The 16,358-nt window shown below is 57.5% G+C and carries 16 protein-coding genes; 3 read left to right on the forward strand and 13 right to left on the reverse strand.

What is annotated here, in order from left to right:
- Window positions 1-67: 67 nt before the first annotated feature.
- Together fre and ubiD are read right to left on the reverse strand one after the other, a co-directional pair.
- A complete protein-coding gene (gene fre / locus ACR809_RS24430) occupies window positions 68-769 on the reverse strand; it encodes an NAD(P)H-flavin reductase (RefSeq protein ID WP_002883448.1) in 702 nt (233 codons plus the stop codon).
- Window positions 770-818: 49 nt separating this feature from the next.
- Complete coding sequence (gene ubiD / locus ACR809_RS24435; RefSeq protein WP_009309755.1) at window positions 819-2,294, reverse strand: 4-hydroxy-3-polyprenylbenzoate decarboxylase; 1,476 nt, start codon at window positions 2,292-2,294, stop codon at window positions 819-821.
- A gap of 178 nt (window positions 2,295-2,472) precedes the next feature.
- On the opposite strand from ubiD, the gene rfaH reads away from it, so the two are divergent.
- Entirely contained in the window at window positions 2,473-2,961 is a 489-nt protein-coding gene (gene rfaH / locus ACR809_RS24440; protein ID WP_002883430.1) for a transcription/translation regulatory transformer protein RfaH, read from the forward strand.
- Here rfaH and tatD read toward each other — a convergent pair.
- The 9 genes from tatD to udp form a co-directional block, all read right to left on the reverse strand.
- On the reverse strand, window positions 2,958-3,761 hold the full coding sequence (gene tatD, locus ACR809_RS24445; RefSeq protein WP_004146458.1) for a 3'-5' ssDNA/RNA exonuclease TatD: 804 nt from the start codon (window positions 3,759-3,761) through the stop codon (window positions 2,958-2,960). The genes rfaH and tatD overlap by 4 nt on opposite strands.
- A 32-nt stretch (window positions 3,762-3,793) precedes the next feature.
- On the reverse strand, window positions 3,794-4,573 hold the full coding sequence (gene tatC, locus ACR809_RS24450) for a Sec-independent protein translocase subunit TatC (protein ID WP_002883427.1): 780 nt from the start codon (window positions 4,571-4,573) through the stop codon (window positions 3,794-3,796).
- Window positions 4,574-4,575: 2 nt separating this feature from the next.
- A complete protein-coding gene (gene tatB, locus ACR809_RS24455; protein WP_004181653.1) occupies window positions 4,576-5,112 on the reverse strand; it encodes a Sec-independent protein translocase protein TatB in 537 nt (178 codons plus the stop codon).
- A 3-nt stretch (window positions 5,113-5,115) separates the two neighbouring features.
- A complete protein-coding gene (gene tatA / locus ACR809_RS24460) occupies window positions 5,116-5,367 on the reverse strand; it encodes a Sec-independent protein translocase subunit TatA (RefSeq protein ID WP_002883425.1) in 252 nt (83 codons plus the stop codon).
- Window positions 5,368-5,496: 129 nt separating this feature from the next.
- Entirely contained in the window at window positions 5,497-7,137 is a 1,641-nt protein-coding gene (gene ubiB, locus ACR809_RS24465) for a ubiquinone biosynthesis regulatory protein kinase UbiB (protein ID WP_004177924.1), read from the reverse strand.
- Window positions 7,134-7,739, reverse strand: a complete 606-nt coding sequence (gene ubiJ, locus ACR809_RS24470; protein ID WP_002883422.1) for a ubiquinone biosynthesis protein UbiJ — start codon at window positions 7,737-7,739, stop codon at window positions 7,134-7,136. Before ubiJ ends, ubiB begins: the two co-directional genes overlap by 4 nt.
- Window positions 7,740-7,752: 13 nt before the next feature.
- Entirely contained in the window at window positions 7,753-8,508 is a 756-nt protein-coding gene (gene ubiE / locus ACR809_RS24475; protein WP_002883421.1) for a bifunctional demethylmenaquinone methyltransferase/2-methoxy-6-polyprenyl-1,4-benzoquinol methylase UbiE, read from the reverse strand.
- 70 nt (window positions 8,509-8,578) lie between these two features.
- Window positions 8,579-10,027: a DNA recombination protein RmuC gene (rmuC, locus tag ACR809_RS24480; RefSeq protein WP_002883420.1), complete on the reverse strand. Its 1,449-nt coding sequence runs from the start codon at window positions 10,025-10,027 to the stop codon at window positions 8,579-8,581.
- A 135-nt stretch (window positions 10,028-10,162) separates the two neighbouring features.
- The gene (gene udp, locus ACR809_RS24485) at window positions 10,163-10,924 is read right to left on the reverse strand and encodes a uridine phosphorylase (protein WP_002883419.1); all 762 of its coding nucleotides are present in this window, start codon (window positions 10,922-10,924) and stop codon (window positions 10,163-10,165) included.
- A gap of 272 nt (window positions 10,925-11,196) precedes the next feature.
- Here udp and ACR809_RS24490 point away from each other — a divergent pair, with 272 nt between their 5' ends.
- Window positions 11,197-12,009 (forward strand): dienelactone hydrolase family protein, encoded by an 813-nt coding sequence (locus ACR809_RS24490; RefSeq protein ID WP_122051618.1) that lies wholly within the window; start codon window positions 11,197-11,199, stop codon window positions 12,007-12,009.
- Between the two features lie 58 nt (window positions 12,010-12,067).
- Here ACR809_RS24490 and metE read toward each other — a convergent pair whose 3' ends face one another.
- A complete protein-coding gene (metE, locus tag ACR809_RS24495) occupies window positions 12,068-14,332 on the reverse strand; it encodes a 5-methyltetrahydropteroyltriglutamate--homocysteine S-methyltransferase (protein ID WP_122051619.1) in 2,265 nt (754 codons plus the stop codon).
- A gap of 247 nt (window positions 14,333-14,579) precedes the next feature.
- Here metE and metR point away from each other — a divergent pair, with 247 nt between their 5' ends.
- Window positions 14,580-15,533 (forward strand): HTH-type transcriptional regulator MetR, encoded by a 954-nt coding sequence (metR, locus tag ACR809_RS24500; RefSeq protein ID WP_002883415.1) that lies wholly within the window; start codon window positions 14,580-14,582, stop codon window positions 15,531-15,533.
- Here the strand turns inward: metR and ACR809_RS24505 are convergent.
- A complete protein-coding gene (locus ACR809_RS24505; protein ID WP_002883414.1) occupies window positions 15,421-16,320 on the reverse strand; it encodes a carboxylate/amino acid/amine transporter in 900 nt (299 codons plus the stop codon). The genes metR and ACR809_RS24505 overlap by 113 nt on opposite strands.
- Between the last annotated feature and the right edge of the window lie 38 nt (window positions 16,321-16,358).

The following is a 16,358-nucleotide window of genomic DNA, read 5'->3' on the forward strand; positions in this document are numbered from 1 at the left end:
CGGCTATGGCGAAGAGAGCAGGTTTAGTTGCCGTTCTTCCCGCCTGTCAGGGGCGGGTTTTTTATTTTCAGATAAACGCAAACGCATCGCCAAACAGGCGATCTTCACGCGCGCCGCGCTCATTACAGAACAGGTCGCGAGCGATCTTCGCCATCTCAAAACGACCGGCAATGTAGATGTCATGCTCGGCCAGCGTACCGTAATCCTGCAGCACGGCGGTGAGTACCGTACCGGAGCGACCACGCCACCCTTCTTCCGGCTGTTCGACCACCGGCTCGATGCGCAGATTCGGATGCTTGATGCTTAACGCTTCCAGCTCGGCCAGATCGTACAGATGCTTAGCCTCGCGGCCGCCCCAATAAATGGCGATATCGCGATCCGGGTTACGCGCCAGCGCGCTTAACAGAATAGAACGCACATAAGAGAATCCGGTACCGCCGGCGATCAGAATCAGCGGGCGATCTTCGTCATCGCGCAGCCACGCTTCGCCATGCGGAATATCAACCTCAATTTCACGCTCTTTCAGAATGCGATCCATGACCGCCATCGCGTACAGATTGAGCTCCGAGGCGCCGATATGCAGCTCGATAAATTCCTGTTCCGCCGGCGTGGAAGCCATGGAGAACGGGCGCTTGTCGCGCTCATCCATTACCACCATCAGATACTGGCCGGCACGGAAGGAAAATGCCGCTTCCGGCACTAATCGAACACGATATACGGTATCGGTAATCGCCTCCACCGAGGTCACTTTACAGCTTAAGGTTGTCATGCGTCCCCTCTGTCGGGTCAATAGAGCAAAACAGCGGCGTTAGCCCCGCTTACTGTTGTTTAAAGATGGCCAGTTCATCCCAGATGGCGTCAATACGCGCCGTAACGGCAGGATCTTTTTTGATTGGGCGACCCCATTCACGCTGGGTTTCGCCAGGCCATTTATTGGTGGCATCCAGCCCCATTTTTGAACCCAGGCCGGAAACCGGCGAGGCAAAATCCAGATAATCAATTGGCGTATTCTCTACCAGTACCGTATCACGAGCCGGGTCCATACGGGTAGTGATCGCCCAAATCACATCGTTCCAGTCGCGTGCGTTGACGTCGTCATCGCAGACAATCACGAACTTGGTATACATAAACTGGCGCAGGAACGACCAGACGCCCATCATTACGCGCTTGGCATGTCCCGCGTACTGTTTTTTCATGGTCACCACCGCCAGGCGATAGGAGCACCCTTCCGGCGGCAGATAGAAATCAACGATTTCCGGGAACTGCTTTTGCAGGATCGGGACGAAGACTTCATTCAGCGCCACGCCCAGCACCGCTGGCTCATCGGGCGGTCGGCCGGTATAGGTAGAATGATAAATCGCGTCTTCACGCTGGGTAATATGGGTTACCGTAAACACCGGGAACTGGTCTACTTCATTGTAGTAACCGGTGTGGTCGCCATACGGGCCTTCCGGCGCCATTTCACCGGCCTCAATGTAGCCTTCTAGCACAATTTCCGCGCTGGCCGGCACTTCAAGGTCATTGGAGACGCACTTAACCACTTCGGTCTTGGTGCCGCGCAGCAGGCCTGCAAAGGCATATTCCGACAGGGTATCGGGCACCGGCGTCACCGCGCCAAGAATGGTTGCCGGATCGGCGCCAAGCGCCACGGAAACCGGGAAGCGTTCGCCCGGACGCGCCGCGCACCACTCCTGGAAATCCAGCGCGCCGCCGCGATGAGACAGCCAGCGCATAATCAGTTTGTTTTTGCCGATCAGCTGCTGGCGATAAATTCCCAGGTTCTGCCGCTCTTTGTGCGGCCCGCGGGTTACCGTCAACCCCCAGGTGATCAGCGGCGCGGCATCTTCCGGCCAGCAGGTCATAATCGGGATTTTATTCAGATCGACATCATCGCCCTGGATGATTTTTTGCTGACAGGGGGCGCCGCGCAGGCGTTTGGTCGGCATATTCAGCACTTGCTTGAACTGCGGCAGCTTATCAAACAGGTCGCGGAAGCCTTTTGGCGGCTCAGGTTCTTTCAGAAAGGCCAACAGTTTACCCACCTCGCGCAGCGAACTGACATCCTCCTGCCCCATCCCCAACGCCACGCGACGCGGCGTGCCGAACAGATTGCACAGCACCGGCATGGTATAGCCTTTCGGATTCTCAAACAGCAGCGCCGGGCCGCCGGCGCGCAGAGTCCGGTCGGCAATTTCGGTGATTTCCAGGTGAGGATCGACCGGCAGAGTGATACGTTTTAGTTCGCCCTGTTGTTCCAGGAGTGTCAGAAAGTCGCGAAGATCGTGATATTTCATGGAAGTGTTATTGACCTCTCTACAGGCGGCTAATTATACGGTGTTCGACGGCGCGATGCTGTAATTTTGTTAAATTAGCGTGAAAGAACGCTGAAATTTGGATTTCAATTATAATGGCTTTCGCGATTACACCAGCCATTTGTTATGCTTGCCGTTATTAGAAGTGGAATGAGTCATTATGCAAGCCTGGTACTTACTGTATTGCAAACGTGGGCAGCTACAACGAGCCCAGGAACATCTGGAACGTCAGTCAGTTAACTGCCTGATGCCGACGATTGCGCTGGAAAAAATCATTCGCGGTAAACGCACCATGGTCAGCGAACCGTTGTTCCCGAACTACCTGTTTATTGAGTTCGATCCAGAGGTGATTCATACCACCACCATCAGCGCCACTCGCGGGGTTAACAACTTCGTGCGCTTTGGCGCCCTACCCGCTATCGTCCCCTCGGCGGTCATCCATCAGCTTTCTATCTACAAACCGGAAGGGATTACCGACCCGGAAACGCCGCATGAGGGCGATAGCGTGCTAATCACCGACGGCGCCTTTGAAGGCCTGGAGGCGATCTTCACCGAGCCCGACGGCGAAGCGCGCTCTATGTTGCTGTTAAACCTGCTGAATAAGCAAGTCCTGCAGAGCGTTAAAAATACCGACTTCCAGAAAATCTAAACGCCGTTAATGTCGACGCCAAACAGCGCCCTGACGTTTGCGTCCGTTTGCGCCTCCAGCCATTGCGCCTCCTCGCCGCGCCAGGCCGCGACGCTGGCCAGGATATGCGGCAAATACGCGGGCTCGTTACGCCGCGAGGCCGGTTTCGGCTTGAGGTCGCGCGGCAGCAGATAAGGCGCATCGGTCTCCAGCAGCAGACGTTCCGCCGGGATCGCCGGCAGCAGCTCGCGCAGCTCCAGTCCCCGCCGCTCATCGCATACCCAACCGGTAATACCGATAAACAGGCCCAGATCCAGGCATTCCTGCACCTCGCTGCGGCTGCCGGTAAAGCAGTGCAGCACCGCGCCCGGGATCTTCTCAAGCCAGGGTTTAAGCAGCGTCAGAAACCGATCGTGGGCGTCGCGGCAGTGCAAAAACACCGGCATCGACAGCTCAGCGGCCAGCGCCAACTGGGCGCTGAACGCTACCTCCTGCTCGTGCGGCGTGGAAAAATTCCGGTTAAAATCCAGACCGCACTCGCCTATCGCCACCACCTGCGGCTCGCCGGCGAGGGTATAAATCGCCTCGGCGACCGCTGGCGTCCAGCTGCTACCGTCATGGGGATGAACCCCCGCCGTGGACCAGCAGCCGGAATAGCGGCTCGCCAGTTTCTGTGCCTGCTGGCTCTCCGCCAAATTTGTGCCGGTCAGCAGCATGCCGTTAACCCCCGCCGCCAGGGCGCGCGCCACTACCTCATCATGATCGCGGGAAAACTGCGAACTGGTCAGATTAACGCCGATATCAAACATGATCGCTCCCATATGCCAACCGCCCTGACGGGCGGTTGGCGGTATTACTCTTCTCTGTGCTCTGCGGCTTCAGCTTCGGCCGCGGCGTCGTCATCGCGCGTCAGGCGCTTCCCGGTGTAGAAGCGGGCGAAGAACACCCCGACTTCAAACAGACAGTACATCGGAATGGCCAGCAGCGTCTGCGAGAATACGTCCGGCGGCGTCAGCAGCATGCCCACCACGAAGGCACCCACCAGCACATACGGCCTTTTTTTACGCAAGTCTTCCGGCGTGGTAACGCCCATCCAGCAGAGCAACACAATGGCGACCGGCACCTCAAAGGAGACCCCGAATGCCATAAACAGCGCCATCACGAAGTCGAGATAGCTGCGAATATCGGTCGAGACCAGCACCCCTTCCGGCGCCGCATGGGTCAGGAAGCCGAACGCCAGCGGAAACACGACAAAATAGGCGAAAGCCATGCCGATATAGAACAGCAGGGTACTGGATACCAGTAAAGGCACCACCAGCCGGCGTTCGTGCTTATACAACGCCGGCGCGACGAAGGCCCATACCTGGTAAAGAATAATCGGCACCGACAGGATCACCGACACCATGAAGGTCAACTTTATCGGCGTAAAGAAAGGTGAAGCGACATCGGTGGCGATCATCGTCGCGCCCACAGGCATCTTACTGATAAGCGGGGCCGAGACCAGCTGGTAGATATCATTGGCGAAATAGACCAGCGCCAGGAAGATCACCAGAATAGCAATGATGCTGTTGAGCAGACGCTTGCGCAGCTCAATCAGATGCGAAATTAGCGGTTGTGTATCGTCTACGCCCATGTTTACGGTTTATCACTCGATGCGGGGGAAGAATGGGGAGCTGCCGCCGTAGCGGACGTTTTCTCTGCCTGAAGGTCAGCCGGTGAAGCAGATTGCTCGTCGGCAACGGGATCTGGCGCATGAGCCGGAGCGCTGGCCTGATGTTCTGCCGTCGCCGGCGTGACGTCCTGGCGCTGCGCTTCGCTGCCTTTGACCACCGGATTAAGGATGGTATTGGCTTCGTCGCTGGCTTTTTCGGGATCGTGGGCGCTATAGGAGCGCTTCATCGACTCCGCGGCCTCGCGCAGTTCATCCATCGAGGCTTTCAGCTCCGGCGTCAGGTTATTCAGGCTAGCCTTTTCCACCTTCTTCAGGCTCTCCTGGAACTCCTGCAGTTTTAGCTCCTGGGCCAGCTCATTTTGTACCGTGGTCGCCAGCGAGCGTAACGTACGGATCCAGCCAACTACCGTTTTAACCGCTACGGGAAGCCGCTGTGGCCCCAGAACAATGAGGCCAATCACAAACACCAGCAGTAGTTCACTAAAACCAATATCGAACACGAGTTACACCTGCTCTTTGTCGTGGCGTTTTGTCTCGTCTTTTTTTGCATCATCCTGTTTATCGGCGATGGTTTTCGCCGTGAAATCTGCGTCTGGCGCCGACTTTTCGGGTTTATCATCATCACTCATGGCTTTTTTAAAGCCTTTGATAGATGCCCCTAAGTCAGACCCCAGCGAGCTCAGCTTCTTCGTCCCAAAAAGCAGAACTACGATGACGACAACAATTAATAACTGCCAAATACTGATACCACCCATACACGTTCCCCTATGACAGATGATGAATTGTGTGGACGCATTATACACGCCATCCTGCGAGCCGCCTCTTCGTCAGGCCGCCGACATGATTTTGCGCAAATAAGCCTGCGTCATGAAGAGGCGAACCGATCAGTGGGTTTTCCGCCAGCCAATAAGCCAGGTCACCACACCGCCGGCCATCAGCCAACCGGGCATCATTCCCCACTCAGGGCGATGGATAAAGAGCAGCGTACCACTGAGCAATAAAACCGCGCCTATACCAAACAGGTAACGGGATTGGCCCTGGCGCACATGACGCACATGCATATCCCGTACAATAGTATCGACGCTGGTCTGCAGCTGTTTGCTCTGCTGCAGGCTCTGATACACCAGCTCAGGTATTTCCGGCATTCTTTCGATCCAGAACGGCGCTTTGTCTTTAAACGCGCGCACCAGCGCCGGAATGCCGACCTGATCTTTGATCCACGACTCGAGGAAAGGCTTCGCCGTTTTCCACAAGTCTAACTGAGGATAGAGCTGCCGGCCTACCCCTTCTACGTAAAGTAATGTCTTCTGTAGTAAAACGAGCTGCGGCTGGACTTCCATATTGAAACGCCGCGCGGTATTGAACAGATTAAGCAGCACGTGGCCGAAGGAGATCTCCGCCAGCGGCTTCTCAAAGATCGGCTCGCAGACCGTGCGGATCGCGAACTCAAACTCTTCAACGTTGGTATCGGGCGGAACCCAACCGGAATCGACGTGCAGCTCGGCAACTTTACGATAATCGCGGTTGAAAAAGGCGATAAAGTTTTCCGCCAGATAGCGCTTATCTTCTTTGTTCAGTGAGCCGACAATACCGCAGTCGATGCCGATATACTGCGGATCTTCCGGATGCTCGTAGCTGACGAATATGTTGCCAGGATGCATATCGGCATGGAAGAAGCTGTCGCGGAACACCTGGGTGAAGAAGACCTGCACGCCCCGCTCCGCCAGCAGCTGCATATTGGTGCCCTGGGCCTCCAGCGCCTCCACATCGGACACCGGGATACCGTAAATGCGCTCCATTACCATCATGCTTTCGCTGCAGTAGTCGGGGTACACCTCCGGCACGTACAGCATCGGGCTGTCTTCGAAATTACGCCGCAGCTGAATAGCGTTGGCGGATTCCCGCAGCAGGTTCAGCTCATCCAGCAGCGTTTTTTCATATTCACGAACTACCTCCTGCGGGCGCAGACGACGACCGTCAGGCAGCAGACGCGGTACCCAGCGCGCCAGGCGGTAGATGAGCTTCATGTCCGCTTTAATGATCGGCAAAATATCCGGGCGGATAACCTTGATCACCACCTCTTTGCCATTCTCTTTCAGACGCGCGGTATGCACCTGGGCGATGGACGCCGAGGCTAACGGCTCAACGGAGAAATCATCAAACCAGGTCTCGACCGGCAGCCCCCCCATCGCTTTCTCTATCTGCTGCTGCGCGAGCTTCCCTTCAAAGGGCGCCACGCGGTCCTGCAACAGCGCCAGCTGATCGGCAATATGCGGCGGAAAGAGATCCCGGCGGGTGGAAAGCATCTGGCCGAATTTTATCCACACCGGCCCCAGCTCCTGGAGCGCCAGCCGAAGGCGGGCGCCAAGAGGCTGATCCTGATGGCGGTTTGGCATCCAGAACAGCATCCGCCGCCAGATACGCAGCGGCAACGTGATCCGCATTTTGGGGATGAGCTCATCGAGCCCGTAGCTCAAAAAGGTGTGGATGATGAAATACAGGCGCCGTAATTCTCCTGGCGTCATTTGCCCTCCAGCGTTTCCAGCCGTTTTTCCAGTGCGGCCAGCGCGCGCTCAATAGCCGTTGTCTCTTCAGCAAACCAGGCCAGCTCCAGCGGCCCCGGCGCCAGGCGCCACTCTTCAGTGATCGCTTCCGCGACATAGCGCTGCTGGCGCTCTGCGCCCTTCAGCAGAAACTGAGCGCCGCCGCGCAGGACTTTACCGACGCCTTCGGCCACAATATCGCCGGTATAGGGCGCCAGCAGTTCAGCGGGATCAAACTCTGCCAGGTCGCACAGGGAGACCATATTCTGCACCACCTGCAGATCGCCCTGCACTTCCAGATCACCGCTGCGAATAAGCGCCGTGAGCTGCTGACGATTGCGTAGTTTTGGCAGCACGCTGAGCCGGGTAATCACGGTGCAATCGGCCTCTCCGTCCCAGGCGCTCAGGACGTCAACCTGGCGTTCGCTGAATACCAGCACCACGGGCGTGGCGAAATCCTGCAGCTGGACCCGCAATACCTTGCCCAGCAGGCGCTGACGAGCGGGTTTAAGCGCTTTGTCGCGCCAGAGGAAAGTATTCAGCGCCGTTTCAATGCCAGCGGTAACCAGGGGTGTGAAAGGCATAGCGTCCCTCCTGTCAGAACTTGTAACCGCGATGCAAAGCAACGATACCCGCCGTCAGGTTGTAGTAATCCACGTTTTCGAAGCCCGCATCCTGCATCATCCCTTTCAGGGTTTCCTGGTCCGGATGCATACGAATAGATTCCGCCAGGTAGCGATAGCTGTCGCCATCCTTTGCCACCAGCTCGCCCACCTTCGGCAGGATATGGAAGGAGTAAGCGTCGTAGGCTTTGCTCAGCGGTTCGATAATGGGTTTAGAAAACTCCAGCACCAGCAGACGTCCGCCCGGCTTCAGCACGCGGTACATCGAACGCAGCGCTTTCTCTTTGTCGGTCACGTTACGCAGACCGAAAGAGATGGTGATGCAGTCAAAGGTATTATCAGCAAAAGGCAGGGCTTCCGCGTTGGCCTGAACATACTCAACGTTGCCTACGATGCCGATATTGCGCAGCTTTTCGCGGCCCATTTTGAGCATAGAATCATTGATATCAGCAAGCATGACGCGGCCGGTTTCCCCTACCAGGCGGGAGAACTTGGCCGTCAAATCACCGGTACCACCAGCCAGATCCAGCACGGTCTGCCCGCGACGTACGCCGCTGCAGTCGATGGTGAAACGCTTCCACAAACGATGGATCCCAAACGACATCAAGTCGTTCATCACATCATATTTTGCGGCGACAGAATGGAATACATGCGCCACCATATCTGCTTTCTGCTCTTTAGCGACCGTCTGAAAGCCAAAGTGCGTCGTTTCTTGTGAATCCTCAACCATCTCTATGCCTGCTTGCTTTTCAAGAAAATGTTCACTGAGTGTATCAGACTCAGCGCATTTCCCATACGTTTCAGCGTGGCGGAGCCGCCTCCCGGCTACGCACCGTCTCGGCAGAGTCGGGTGAAAATGCGTCATTTTCCGGCAGGTTATCCTCATCTTCGAGACGATATTGCTCGTCCTGAGCCGTAGCTTGTTCGACTAAATCAGGATTAATCCCGCGCTTGACCTCCACGCCCAGGCCGCGAAAGGCCTCCGCCTGGGCCAGCAGATTACCACGCCCGGAAGCGAGCTTTTTCATCGCCTGGCGATAGCTCTCTTGCGCCTTATCCAGGCTCTGGCCGATGGCGGACATATCATCCACAAACAGGCGCATTTTGTCGTAAAGGCGCCCCGCCCGCTCGGCAATCTTCTGCGCGTTACGACTCTGGTGCTCATAGCGCCACAGATTGGCGATAGTGCGCAGGGCTACCAGCAGCGTCGTCGGGCTAACCAGCATAATATTATTTTGCAGCGCCTCGCTGATGAGCTCAGGCTGGCGATCGATGGCCAGCAGGAACGCCGGCTCAACGGGAATAAACATCAGCACATAGTCGAGCGAGCGCAGGCCAGGCAGCTGTTGATAATCCTTGCGTCCCAGCAGGCGAATATGGTTTCGCACCGAGGCAAGGTGTTCCTGCAGCGCGACTTCGCGGGTGTAGTCGTCTTCGGCGTTGAAATAGCGCTCATAGGCGACCAGGGTCATTTTGGCGTCGATCACCACGTCCTTACCCTGCGGCAGGCGCACGATAACGTCCGGCTGCATCCGCGAGCGGTTGTCGGTCTCAATACTGACCTGAGTCTGGTACTCATAGCCTTCGCGCAGGCCGGAGGCCTCCAGCACGCGGGTTAAGACCACTTCCCCCCAGTTGCCCTGAGTTTTGTTATCCCCCTTCAGCGCTTTGGTCAGGTTCAGCGCCTCCTGTGCCATCTGCGCGTTCAACTGCTGCAGATTGCGGATCTCATGCGCCAGGGTATGTCTTTCACGCGCCTCCTGGCCAAAGCTCTCCTGCACCTGGCGGCGGAACCCGTCCAGCTGTTCGCGTAGCGGCGTCAGCAGGCCATGCAGGCTCTGGCGGTTTTGCTCATCGACCCGCCGGTTGCTGTGTTCGAAAATACGGTTGGCGAGGTTTTCAAACTGCTCGCTAAGGCGCTGCTCGCTGTTCATCATCTGGCGGATCTTATCTTCCGCATGCAGCTGGGTGGATTCGAGCCGGGTGGTGACCTCACGGAGATCGGCCTCGAGCGAGGTATTGATATCCCGTAGGCTGCGCAGCTCGTTGTTCAGCAGCTCACACTCCTCACGCCAGTGGGCCTCCTGCGCCAGTTGCTGGCGGGCGGCGCTCAGCTCAATATCCAACTCTCGCCGTTCCTCGATGAGATCGGCCCGAATTTGATCGGCACGCGCTTTGGTCGCCAGCCAGCCAACCATTAACCCGGCTGCCAGTGCGATAACCGCGCTGATAATAATGGAGAGATCCACGACGCCCCCTGCGATAACCTGATGACACAAAATAGAATTGTGCTGTACAAACGTCCAGTTTAAAAGGAATTTCCTGCGAGAGGCGACGCAAAAAAGAAAGGCCGGAGGATCCGGCCTGACAGGGAAAGAGTTGAATTACAGCAGACGACGCGCCGCTTCCACGACGATTTTCACCGCGTGGCTTTCGGTTTGCTTCATGGTTTCGGCGTTAGGGATCTCTTGCTGGGTACGGTTCACGATAACCCCGGCTACCATCCCGGCGCGCAGGCCCTGGCTGGCGCACATGGTCAGCAGCGTGGCGGATTCCATTTCATAGTTCATCACGCCCATTGCCTGCCACTCTTCCATTGAGCCCTTGAAGCGGCTCACCACGCGGCCGGAGAAGGTGTCGTAACGCTCCTGGCCCGGGTAGAAGGTATCCGAGGAGGCAGTCACGCCGATATGCGTGGTCGCGCCGATTGATTTCGCCGCTTCCACCAGCGCGGTGGTACAGGCGAAGTCTGCGACGGCCGGGAACTCCATCGGCGCGAAGTGCAGGCTGGCGCCGTCCAGACGAACGGAGGCGGTAGTCACCAGCACATCGCCAACGTTAATGTGCGGTTGAATCGCGCCGGTGGTGCCGATACGCAGGAAGGTACGCACCCCCAGCTGCGCCAGCTCTTCCACGGCGATGGAAGTCGACGGGCCGCCGATGCCAGTAGAGCAGACGATCACTGGTTTGCCGTCCAGCTCCGCGCGCCAGGAGGTAAATTCGCGGTGAGATGCCAGTTTAACCGGCTTATCCATCAGCGCGGCGATCTTTTCCACACGCTCCGGATCGCCAGGGACGATAGCCAGCGTAGCCCCTTGTAAATCGTTCTTGGTGAGGCCGAGATGAAAAACATCAGACTTGGACATAAAAAACTCCTCTGTGGGTCGAATTATCAGCAGAAGCAAAACGGTACTGTACAGAAGCCCCTGGCAAAATTTTGTGATGATAGTCACCAAGACCAATAATGATTGCAGTTGTTTTTCAGTAAATAGTGATACACATCACATTAACAAGTTATATTCATCATCACAGAACAAAAGATAGCCGCTTTCAGGCACTGTGCTTTATTACCGCCCGAACTAAAGGTAAAGGGTCTATAGTTACTGATGCGCTAATAAATAAGGGTACGGAGAATACCATGACCACCACCAAGCAACCTGGATTCGCACCTGCAGCTTCACCACACGCCGCAACCGCCGTTCATACGCCGGAAGAGCATATTATCGCCGGAGAGACGTCGATTCCCTCTCAGGGTGAAAACATGCCGGCCTACCACGCCCGCCCGAAAAATGCCGACGGTCCGCTGCCGATCGTTATCGTGGTACAGGAAATTTTCGGCGTGCATGAACATATTCGCGATCTTTGTCGCCGCCTGGCGCAGGAAGGCTATCTGGCTATCGCGCCTGAATTGTACTTCCGTCAGGGCGATCCGAATGAGTACCACGATATCCCGACCCTGTTCAAAGAGCTGGTCAGCAAGGTGCCGGACGCGCAGGTGCTGGCGGATCTCGACCACGTCGCCAGCTGGGCGGCGCGCCACGGCGGCGATGCCCATCGTCTGCTGATCACCGGCTTCTGCTGGGGCGGACGCATTACCTGGCTGTATGCCGCGCATAACCCGCAGCTTAAAGCGGCAGTGGCCTGGTACGGTAAGCTGGTGGGAGAAAAATCACTGAATTCGCCGAAGCACCCGGTAGATATCGCCGTCGATCTCAACGCCCCGGTGCTTGGTCTGTACGGCGCTAAAGACGCCAGCATTCCGCAGGACACCGTCGAGACTATGCGTCAGGCGCTGCGGGCAGCCAACGCCACGGCGGAAATCATGGTCTATCCCGAAGCCGATCATGCCTTTAACGCCGACTATCGCGCCAGCTATCATGAAGAGTCAGCCAAAGACGGCTGGCAGCGGATGCTCGCCTGGTTTGCTCAGTATGGCGGTAAAAAAGGCTAATCGCCCTAAGCATGAAAAAAGGAGGCAAATGCCTCCTTTTTGATTTTTCGCGTAACGATTAGGCGGACTGGCGCAGATTTCGCGCCGCTTGCACCATATTCGCCAGCGCGGCGCGGGTTTCCGGCCAGCCGCGAGTTTTCAGGCCGCAGTCCGGGTTAACCCACAGCCGCTCCGCCGGAATACGCTGCGCGGCTTTCTTCAGCAGCGCTTCGATCCACTCCACGCTCGGCACGTTCGGCGAGTGAATATCATATACTCCCGGCCCGATCTCATTGGGGTACTCGAACGCTTCGAACGACTCCAGCAGCTCCATATCGGACCGCGAGGTTTCAATGGTGATCACGTCAGCGTCCAGCGCGGCAATGGAGTCCATGATGTCATTGAACTCGCAATAGCACATGTGAGTATGGATCTGCGTGTCGTCTTTGGCGACCGCAGCATTAAGGCGGAAGGCTTCCACACCCCACTGCAGATAGGCATCCCAGTCGCTGCGCTTCAGCGGTAACCCTTCGCGCAGCGCCGGCTCATCAATCTGGATGATGCCGATCCCCGCCGCCTCCAGATCCGCCACTTCATCACGCAGGGCCAGCGCAATCTGTTTCGCGATGGTTTCACGGCTGACATCCTCCCGCGGGAAGGACCAGCACAGAATGGTCACCGGTCCAGTGAGCATCCCTTTCACCGGCTTGTCGGTCAGCGACTGCGCATACTTCGCCCAGTCGACGGTGATCGCCTGCGGACGGCTGACGTCGCCGATCACCACCGGCGGCTTCACGCAGCGGGAACCATAGCTCTGCACCCAGCCGTTTTGCGTGAAGATAAAACCGTCCAGATGTTCGCCGAAGTATTCCACCATGTCGTTCCGCTCGGCCTCCCCGTGCACCAGTACGTCTAAACCTAACCGCTCCTGCTCGACGATCGCCTGCTTAATATGTTCCGCAATCCCCGTCCGATAATGACTGGCGTCAAGGTTACCCTTTTTGAAGTCCAGGCGCAGGCCGCGGATCTCGGTCGTTTGCGGGAATGACCCGATGGTGGTGGTCGGCCATTTCGGCAGGTTAAAGCGCTGGCGCTGTGCCTGCGCGCGAACCTCATAGGGGCTGGCGCGCTGGCTGTCCTGAGCAGTGATCGCCGCCAGCCGTTTTTCCACCTCCGCGTTGTGCACGCGGGTCGAATGGCGACGGGCCTGGATTGGCGCGCTCCACTCGGTAATCGCCGCTGTATCGCCGCTGTTCAGCGCATCGCGCAGCAGCGCCAGCTCACCGCATTTCTGCAGCGCGAAGGCAAACCAGCTCTTCACTTCCGCATCAAGGCGCGTCTCCACGCTCAGATCGATCGGGCTATGCAGCAGAGAGCAGGATGACGCGACCCATAGCTCGCGCTTACCGACGAGGTCTTTAATTTGCGCATACTTTTCGGTGAGATCGGCGCGCCAGACGTTACGCCCATTGATCAAGCCCGCGGACAGCAGCCAGTCGGCCGGCAGGCGGTTGTGCAGTTCGGCAACATCATCTTTGCCGTGCACCAGATCGACGTGCAGCCCCTGGACCGGTAGCGCAGCAATGGTCGCGAGATTGTCGCTAACGCCTTCAAAATAGGTAGTCAGCAGCAGCTTCACCTGGCCCTGCAGGGCGTCATAAGCCGGTTGAAAGGCCTCCAGCCACGCTGGCGGCAGCTCCAGCACCAGCGCCGGTTCATCAATCTGCACCCAATCGATGCCGCGTTTCGCCAGTTCGGCCAGCACCTGCTGGTAAACCGGCAGGATGGCATTCAGCAGGGTCAGGCGGTCAAACGGTTCACCTTTCACTTTACCCAGCCACAGATAGGTTACCGGCCCCAGCAGCACGGGCTTGATCTTGTGGCCCAGCGCCAGCGCTTCGTCTACTTCATCCAGCAGTTGGGTCCAGCTCAGTTTGAACTGCTGGCCCTTCACGAACTCCGGCACCATATAGTGATAGTTGGTGTTAAACCATTTGGTCATTTCCGCAGCGGCGGCCGGTTCGCCAGTCGGCGCGCGGCCGCGGCCAATGCGGAACAGGGTATCGATGTCGATGGATCCGTCTTTGTTCTGATGACGAGCCGGCACGTTGCCAAGCAGCAGGCTGGTAGTCAGAACATGGTCGTACCAGGCGAAATCCCCCACCGGCAGCAGATCAACGCCCGCCTGTTTCTGCTGCTCCCAGTGACGGGCGCGCAGCTCACGGCCTACCGCCAGCAGTTCCTCGCGAGTGGCGTTGCCCGCCCAGTAGCTCTCTTGCGCTTTTTTCAGCTCGCGGCGCAGGCCAACGCGAGGAAAACCGAGGGTGTGGTTAATAATTGTCATTTTTGTTCCTCTCTTATTTCATTGAATCTGAAGCAAAAATCTCAATAGTTCGGCTTGCAGGAAGTCGGCAACGATGCGCATCCCCAGGAGCTTACTGAAGGAAGTGACTGGGGTATGCAAGGCAGCCAACGCATCTGCAAGTCGAAATATGACGAGTTTTAGACGTCCAGATGTTTACACATCCATAATTGACAGTTACTGTATATTCCTCAAGCGCAAATTGCTCATGGCGAAGTGAAGGACTTTCATGATCGAAATTAAACATCTGAAAACGCTGCAAGCGTTGCGGAACAGCGGTTCACTGGCGGGTGCGGCAGCGGCCCTGCACCAGACCCAGTCCGCCTTGTCTCACCAGTTCAGCGATCTGGAACAGCGCCTTGGCTTTCGTCTCTTTGTGCGTAAGAGCCAGCCGCTGCGTTTTACTCCTCAGGGGGAAATCCTCTTACAGCTGGCCAACCAGGTGCTGCCGCAGATCGCTCGCGCCCTGCAGGACTGTAACGAACCACAGCAGACCCGGCTGAGGCTGGCTATCGAATGTCACAGCTGTATTCAGTGGCTGACGCCGGCGCTGGAGAATTTCCGCGCCCGCTGGCCACATGTGGAGGTCGACTTCCATTCCGGCGTCACCTTCGACCCACAGCCTGCGCTGCAGCAGGGTGAACTGGATCTGGTGATGACCTCCGATATTCTGCCGCGCAGCGGCCTGCACTACTCGCCGATGTTTGATTTTGAGGTGCGTCTGGTGCTGGCGCCCGAGCATCCGTTAGCTATGAAGACGCTGGTTACCCCGGAGGACCTGGCCGCGGAAACGCTGTTGATTTATCCCGTGCAGCGCGGGCGCCTCGATATCTGGCGCCACTTCCTGCAGCCGGCCGGCATCAGCCCGCAGCTGAAAAGCGTCGATAACACGCTGTTGTTGATCCAGATGGTGGCTGCCCGGATGGGCATCGCCGCGCTGCCGCACTGGGTGGTGGAAAGCTTTGAACGCCAGGGCCTGGTGGTCACCAAAACCCTGGGTGAGGGATTATGGAGCCGGTTGTACGCGGCCGTTCGCGATGGCGAACAGCGTCAACCGGTCACCGAAGCGTTTATTCGCTCTGCGCGGAACCACGCCTGCGATCATCTGCCGTTTGTCCGGAGTGCGGAGCGACCCAGCGGCGATGGACCCACAGCGAGGCCAGGATCACCAACGCTCCGCTAATAAAGCTCGGCCAGTGCGGCTGCTCCTGCCAGATGGCAAGGTTAACCAGCAGCCCGGCGGGGACATGGACGTTATTCATGATCCCCAGCGTGCCGGCATCCACCTGGGTGGCGCCATAGTTCCACATAAAGTAACCCAGCCCGGAAGCCACCACGCCGAGCCACACCAGCACGCTCCACTGCAGCGTGGTGGTCGGCAGCTTCTGGGCGTTGCCGAGCATAAACCACGCCGCCACCGCCACGATAAAGGCCCCGACATAGAACCAGGCAAAGGCATTGTGCTGCGGCATCGGACGCACCTCCATCAGACGCTTATACCCCACCATACCGATGGCGAAGCAGAGGTTTGACAGCTGTACCAGTAACAGCCCGGTCCAGAAATGATCGCTGACTTTGTCATAGCGGATAATCGCCGCCCCCAGCACCGCCAGCGCGGCACTCAGCAGATAGCCCCAGCGCAGCTTACGTCCGCTGAGCAGGTCGTAGATCAGTGTGATATACAGGGGAGTAAACACGGTAAACAGCAGAAATTCCGAGACCGTAAGATAGAGATAGGCGCGGAAAGCCAGCAGGTACATGATGCCTAGCTGCATCGCGCCCACCAGCATATAGAGCACGATCGTGCGCGGAGACTGGCCGCGCGTGCGCAGGAAAGGCAGGAACACCAGCGCCGCCAGGCCCACGCGCATCAGCACCGAAAAATAGCTGTCGACGCTACCGGCCAGGTATTCGCCAATCAGGCTAAAAGAAAAGGCCCACAGGATAGTGGTGATAATTAACAGCGCCACAATGGTCGTCTCGTTGGATAAAGAACAGGCATTGTAGC

Origin of the sequence: Klebsiella sp. CD33, assembly GCF_051992865.1 — a bacterium.
Taxonomy (GTDB): Bacteria; Pseudomonadota; Gammaproteobacteria; order Enterobacterales; family Enterobacteriaceae; genus Klebsiella; species Klebsiella pneumoniae.

What these genes read in the sequence shown, in the direction of transcription:
- fre (WP_002883448.1), bottom strand. Translation starts at nt 769, where the DNA reads ATGACAACCTTAAGCTGTAAAGTGACCTCGGTGGAGGCGATTACCGAT.
- ubiD (WP_009309755.1), bottom strand. Translation starts at nt 2,294, where the DNA reads ATGAAATATCACGATCTTCGCGACTTTCTGACACTCCTGGAACAACAG.
- rfaH (WP_002883430.1), top strand. Translation starts at nt 2,473, where the DNA reads ATGCAAGCCTGGTACTTACTGTATTGCAAACGTGGGCAGCTACAACGA.
- tatD (WP_004146458.1), bottom strand. Translation starts at nt 3,761, where the DNA reads ATGGGAGCGATCATGTTTGATATCGGCGTTAATCTGACCAGTTCGCAG.
- tatC (WP_002883427.1), bottom strand. Translation starts at nt 4,573, where the DNA reads ATGGGCGTAGACGATACACAACCGCTAATTTCGCATCTGATTGAGCTG.
- tatA (WP_002883425.1), bottom strand. Translation starts at nt 5,367, where the DNA reads ATGGGTGGTATCAGTATTTGGCAGTTATTAATTGTTGTCGTCATCGTA.
- ubiB (WP_004177924.1), bottom strand. Translation starts at nt 7,137, where the DNA reads ATGACGCCAGGAGAATTACGGCGCCTGTATTTCATCATCCACACCTTT.
- ubiJ (WP_002883422.1), bottom strand. Translation starts at nt 7,739, where the DNA reads ATGCCTTTCACACCCCTGGTTACCGCTGGCATTGAAACGGCGCTGAAT.
- ubiE (WP_002883421.1), bottom strand. Translation starts at nt 8,508, where the DNA reads ATGGTTGAGGATTCACAAGAAACGACGCACTTTGGCTTTCAGACGGTC.
- udp (WP_002883419.1), bottom strand. Translation starts at nt 10,924, where the DNA reads ATGTCCAAGTCTGATGTTTTTCATCTCGGCCTCACCAAGAACGATTTA.
- ACR809_RS24490 (WP_122051618.1), top strand. Translation starts at nt 11,197, where the DNA reads ATGACCACCACCAAGCAACCTGGATTCGCACCTGCAGCTTCACCACAC.
- metE (WP_122051619.1), bottom strand. Translation starts at nt 14,332, where the DNA reads ATGACAATTATTAACCACACCCTCGGTTTTCCTCGCGTTGGCCTGCGC.
- metR (WP_002883415.1), top strand. Translation starts at nt 14,580, where the DNA reads ATGATCGAAATTAAACATCTGAAAACGCTGCAAGCGTTGCGGAACAGC.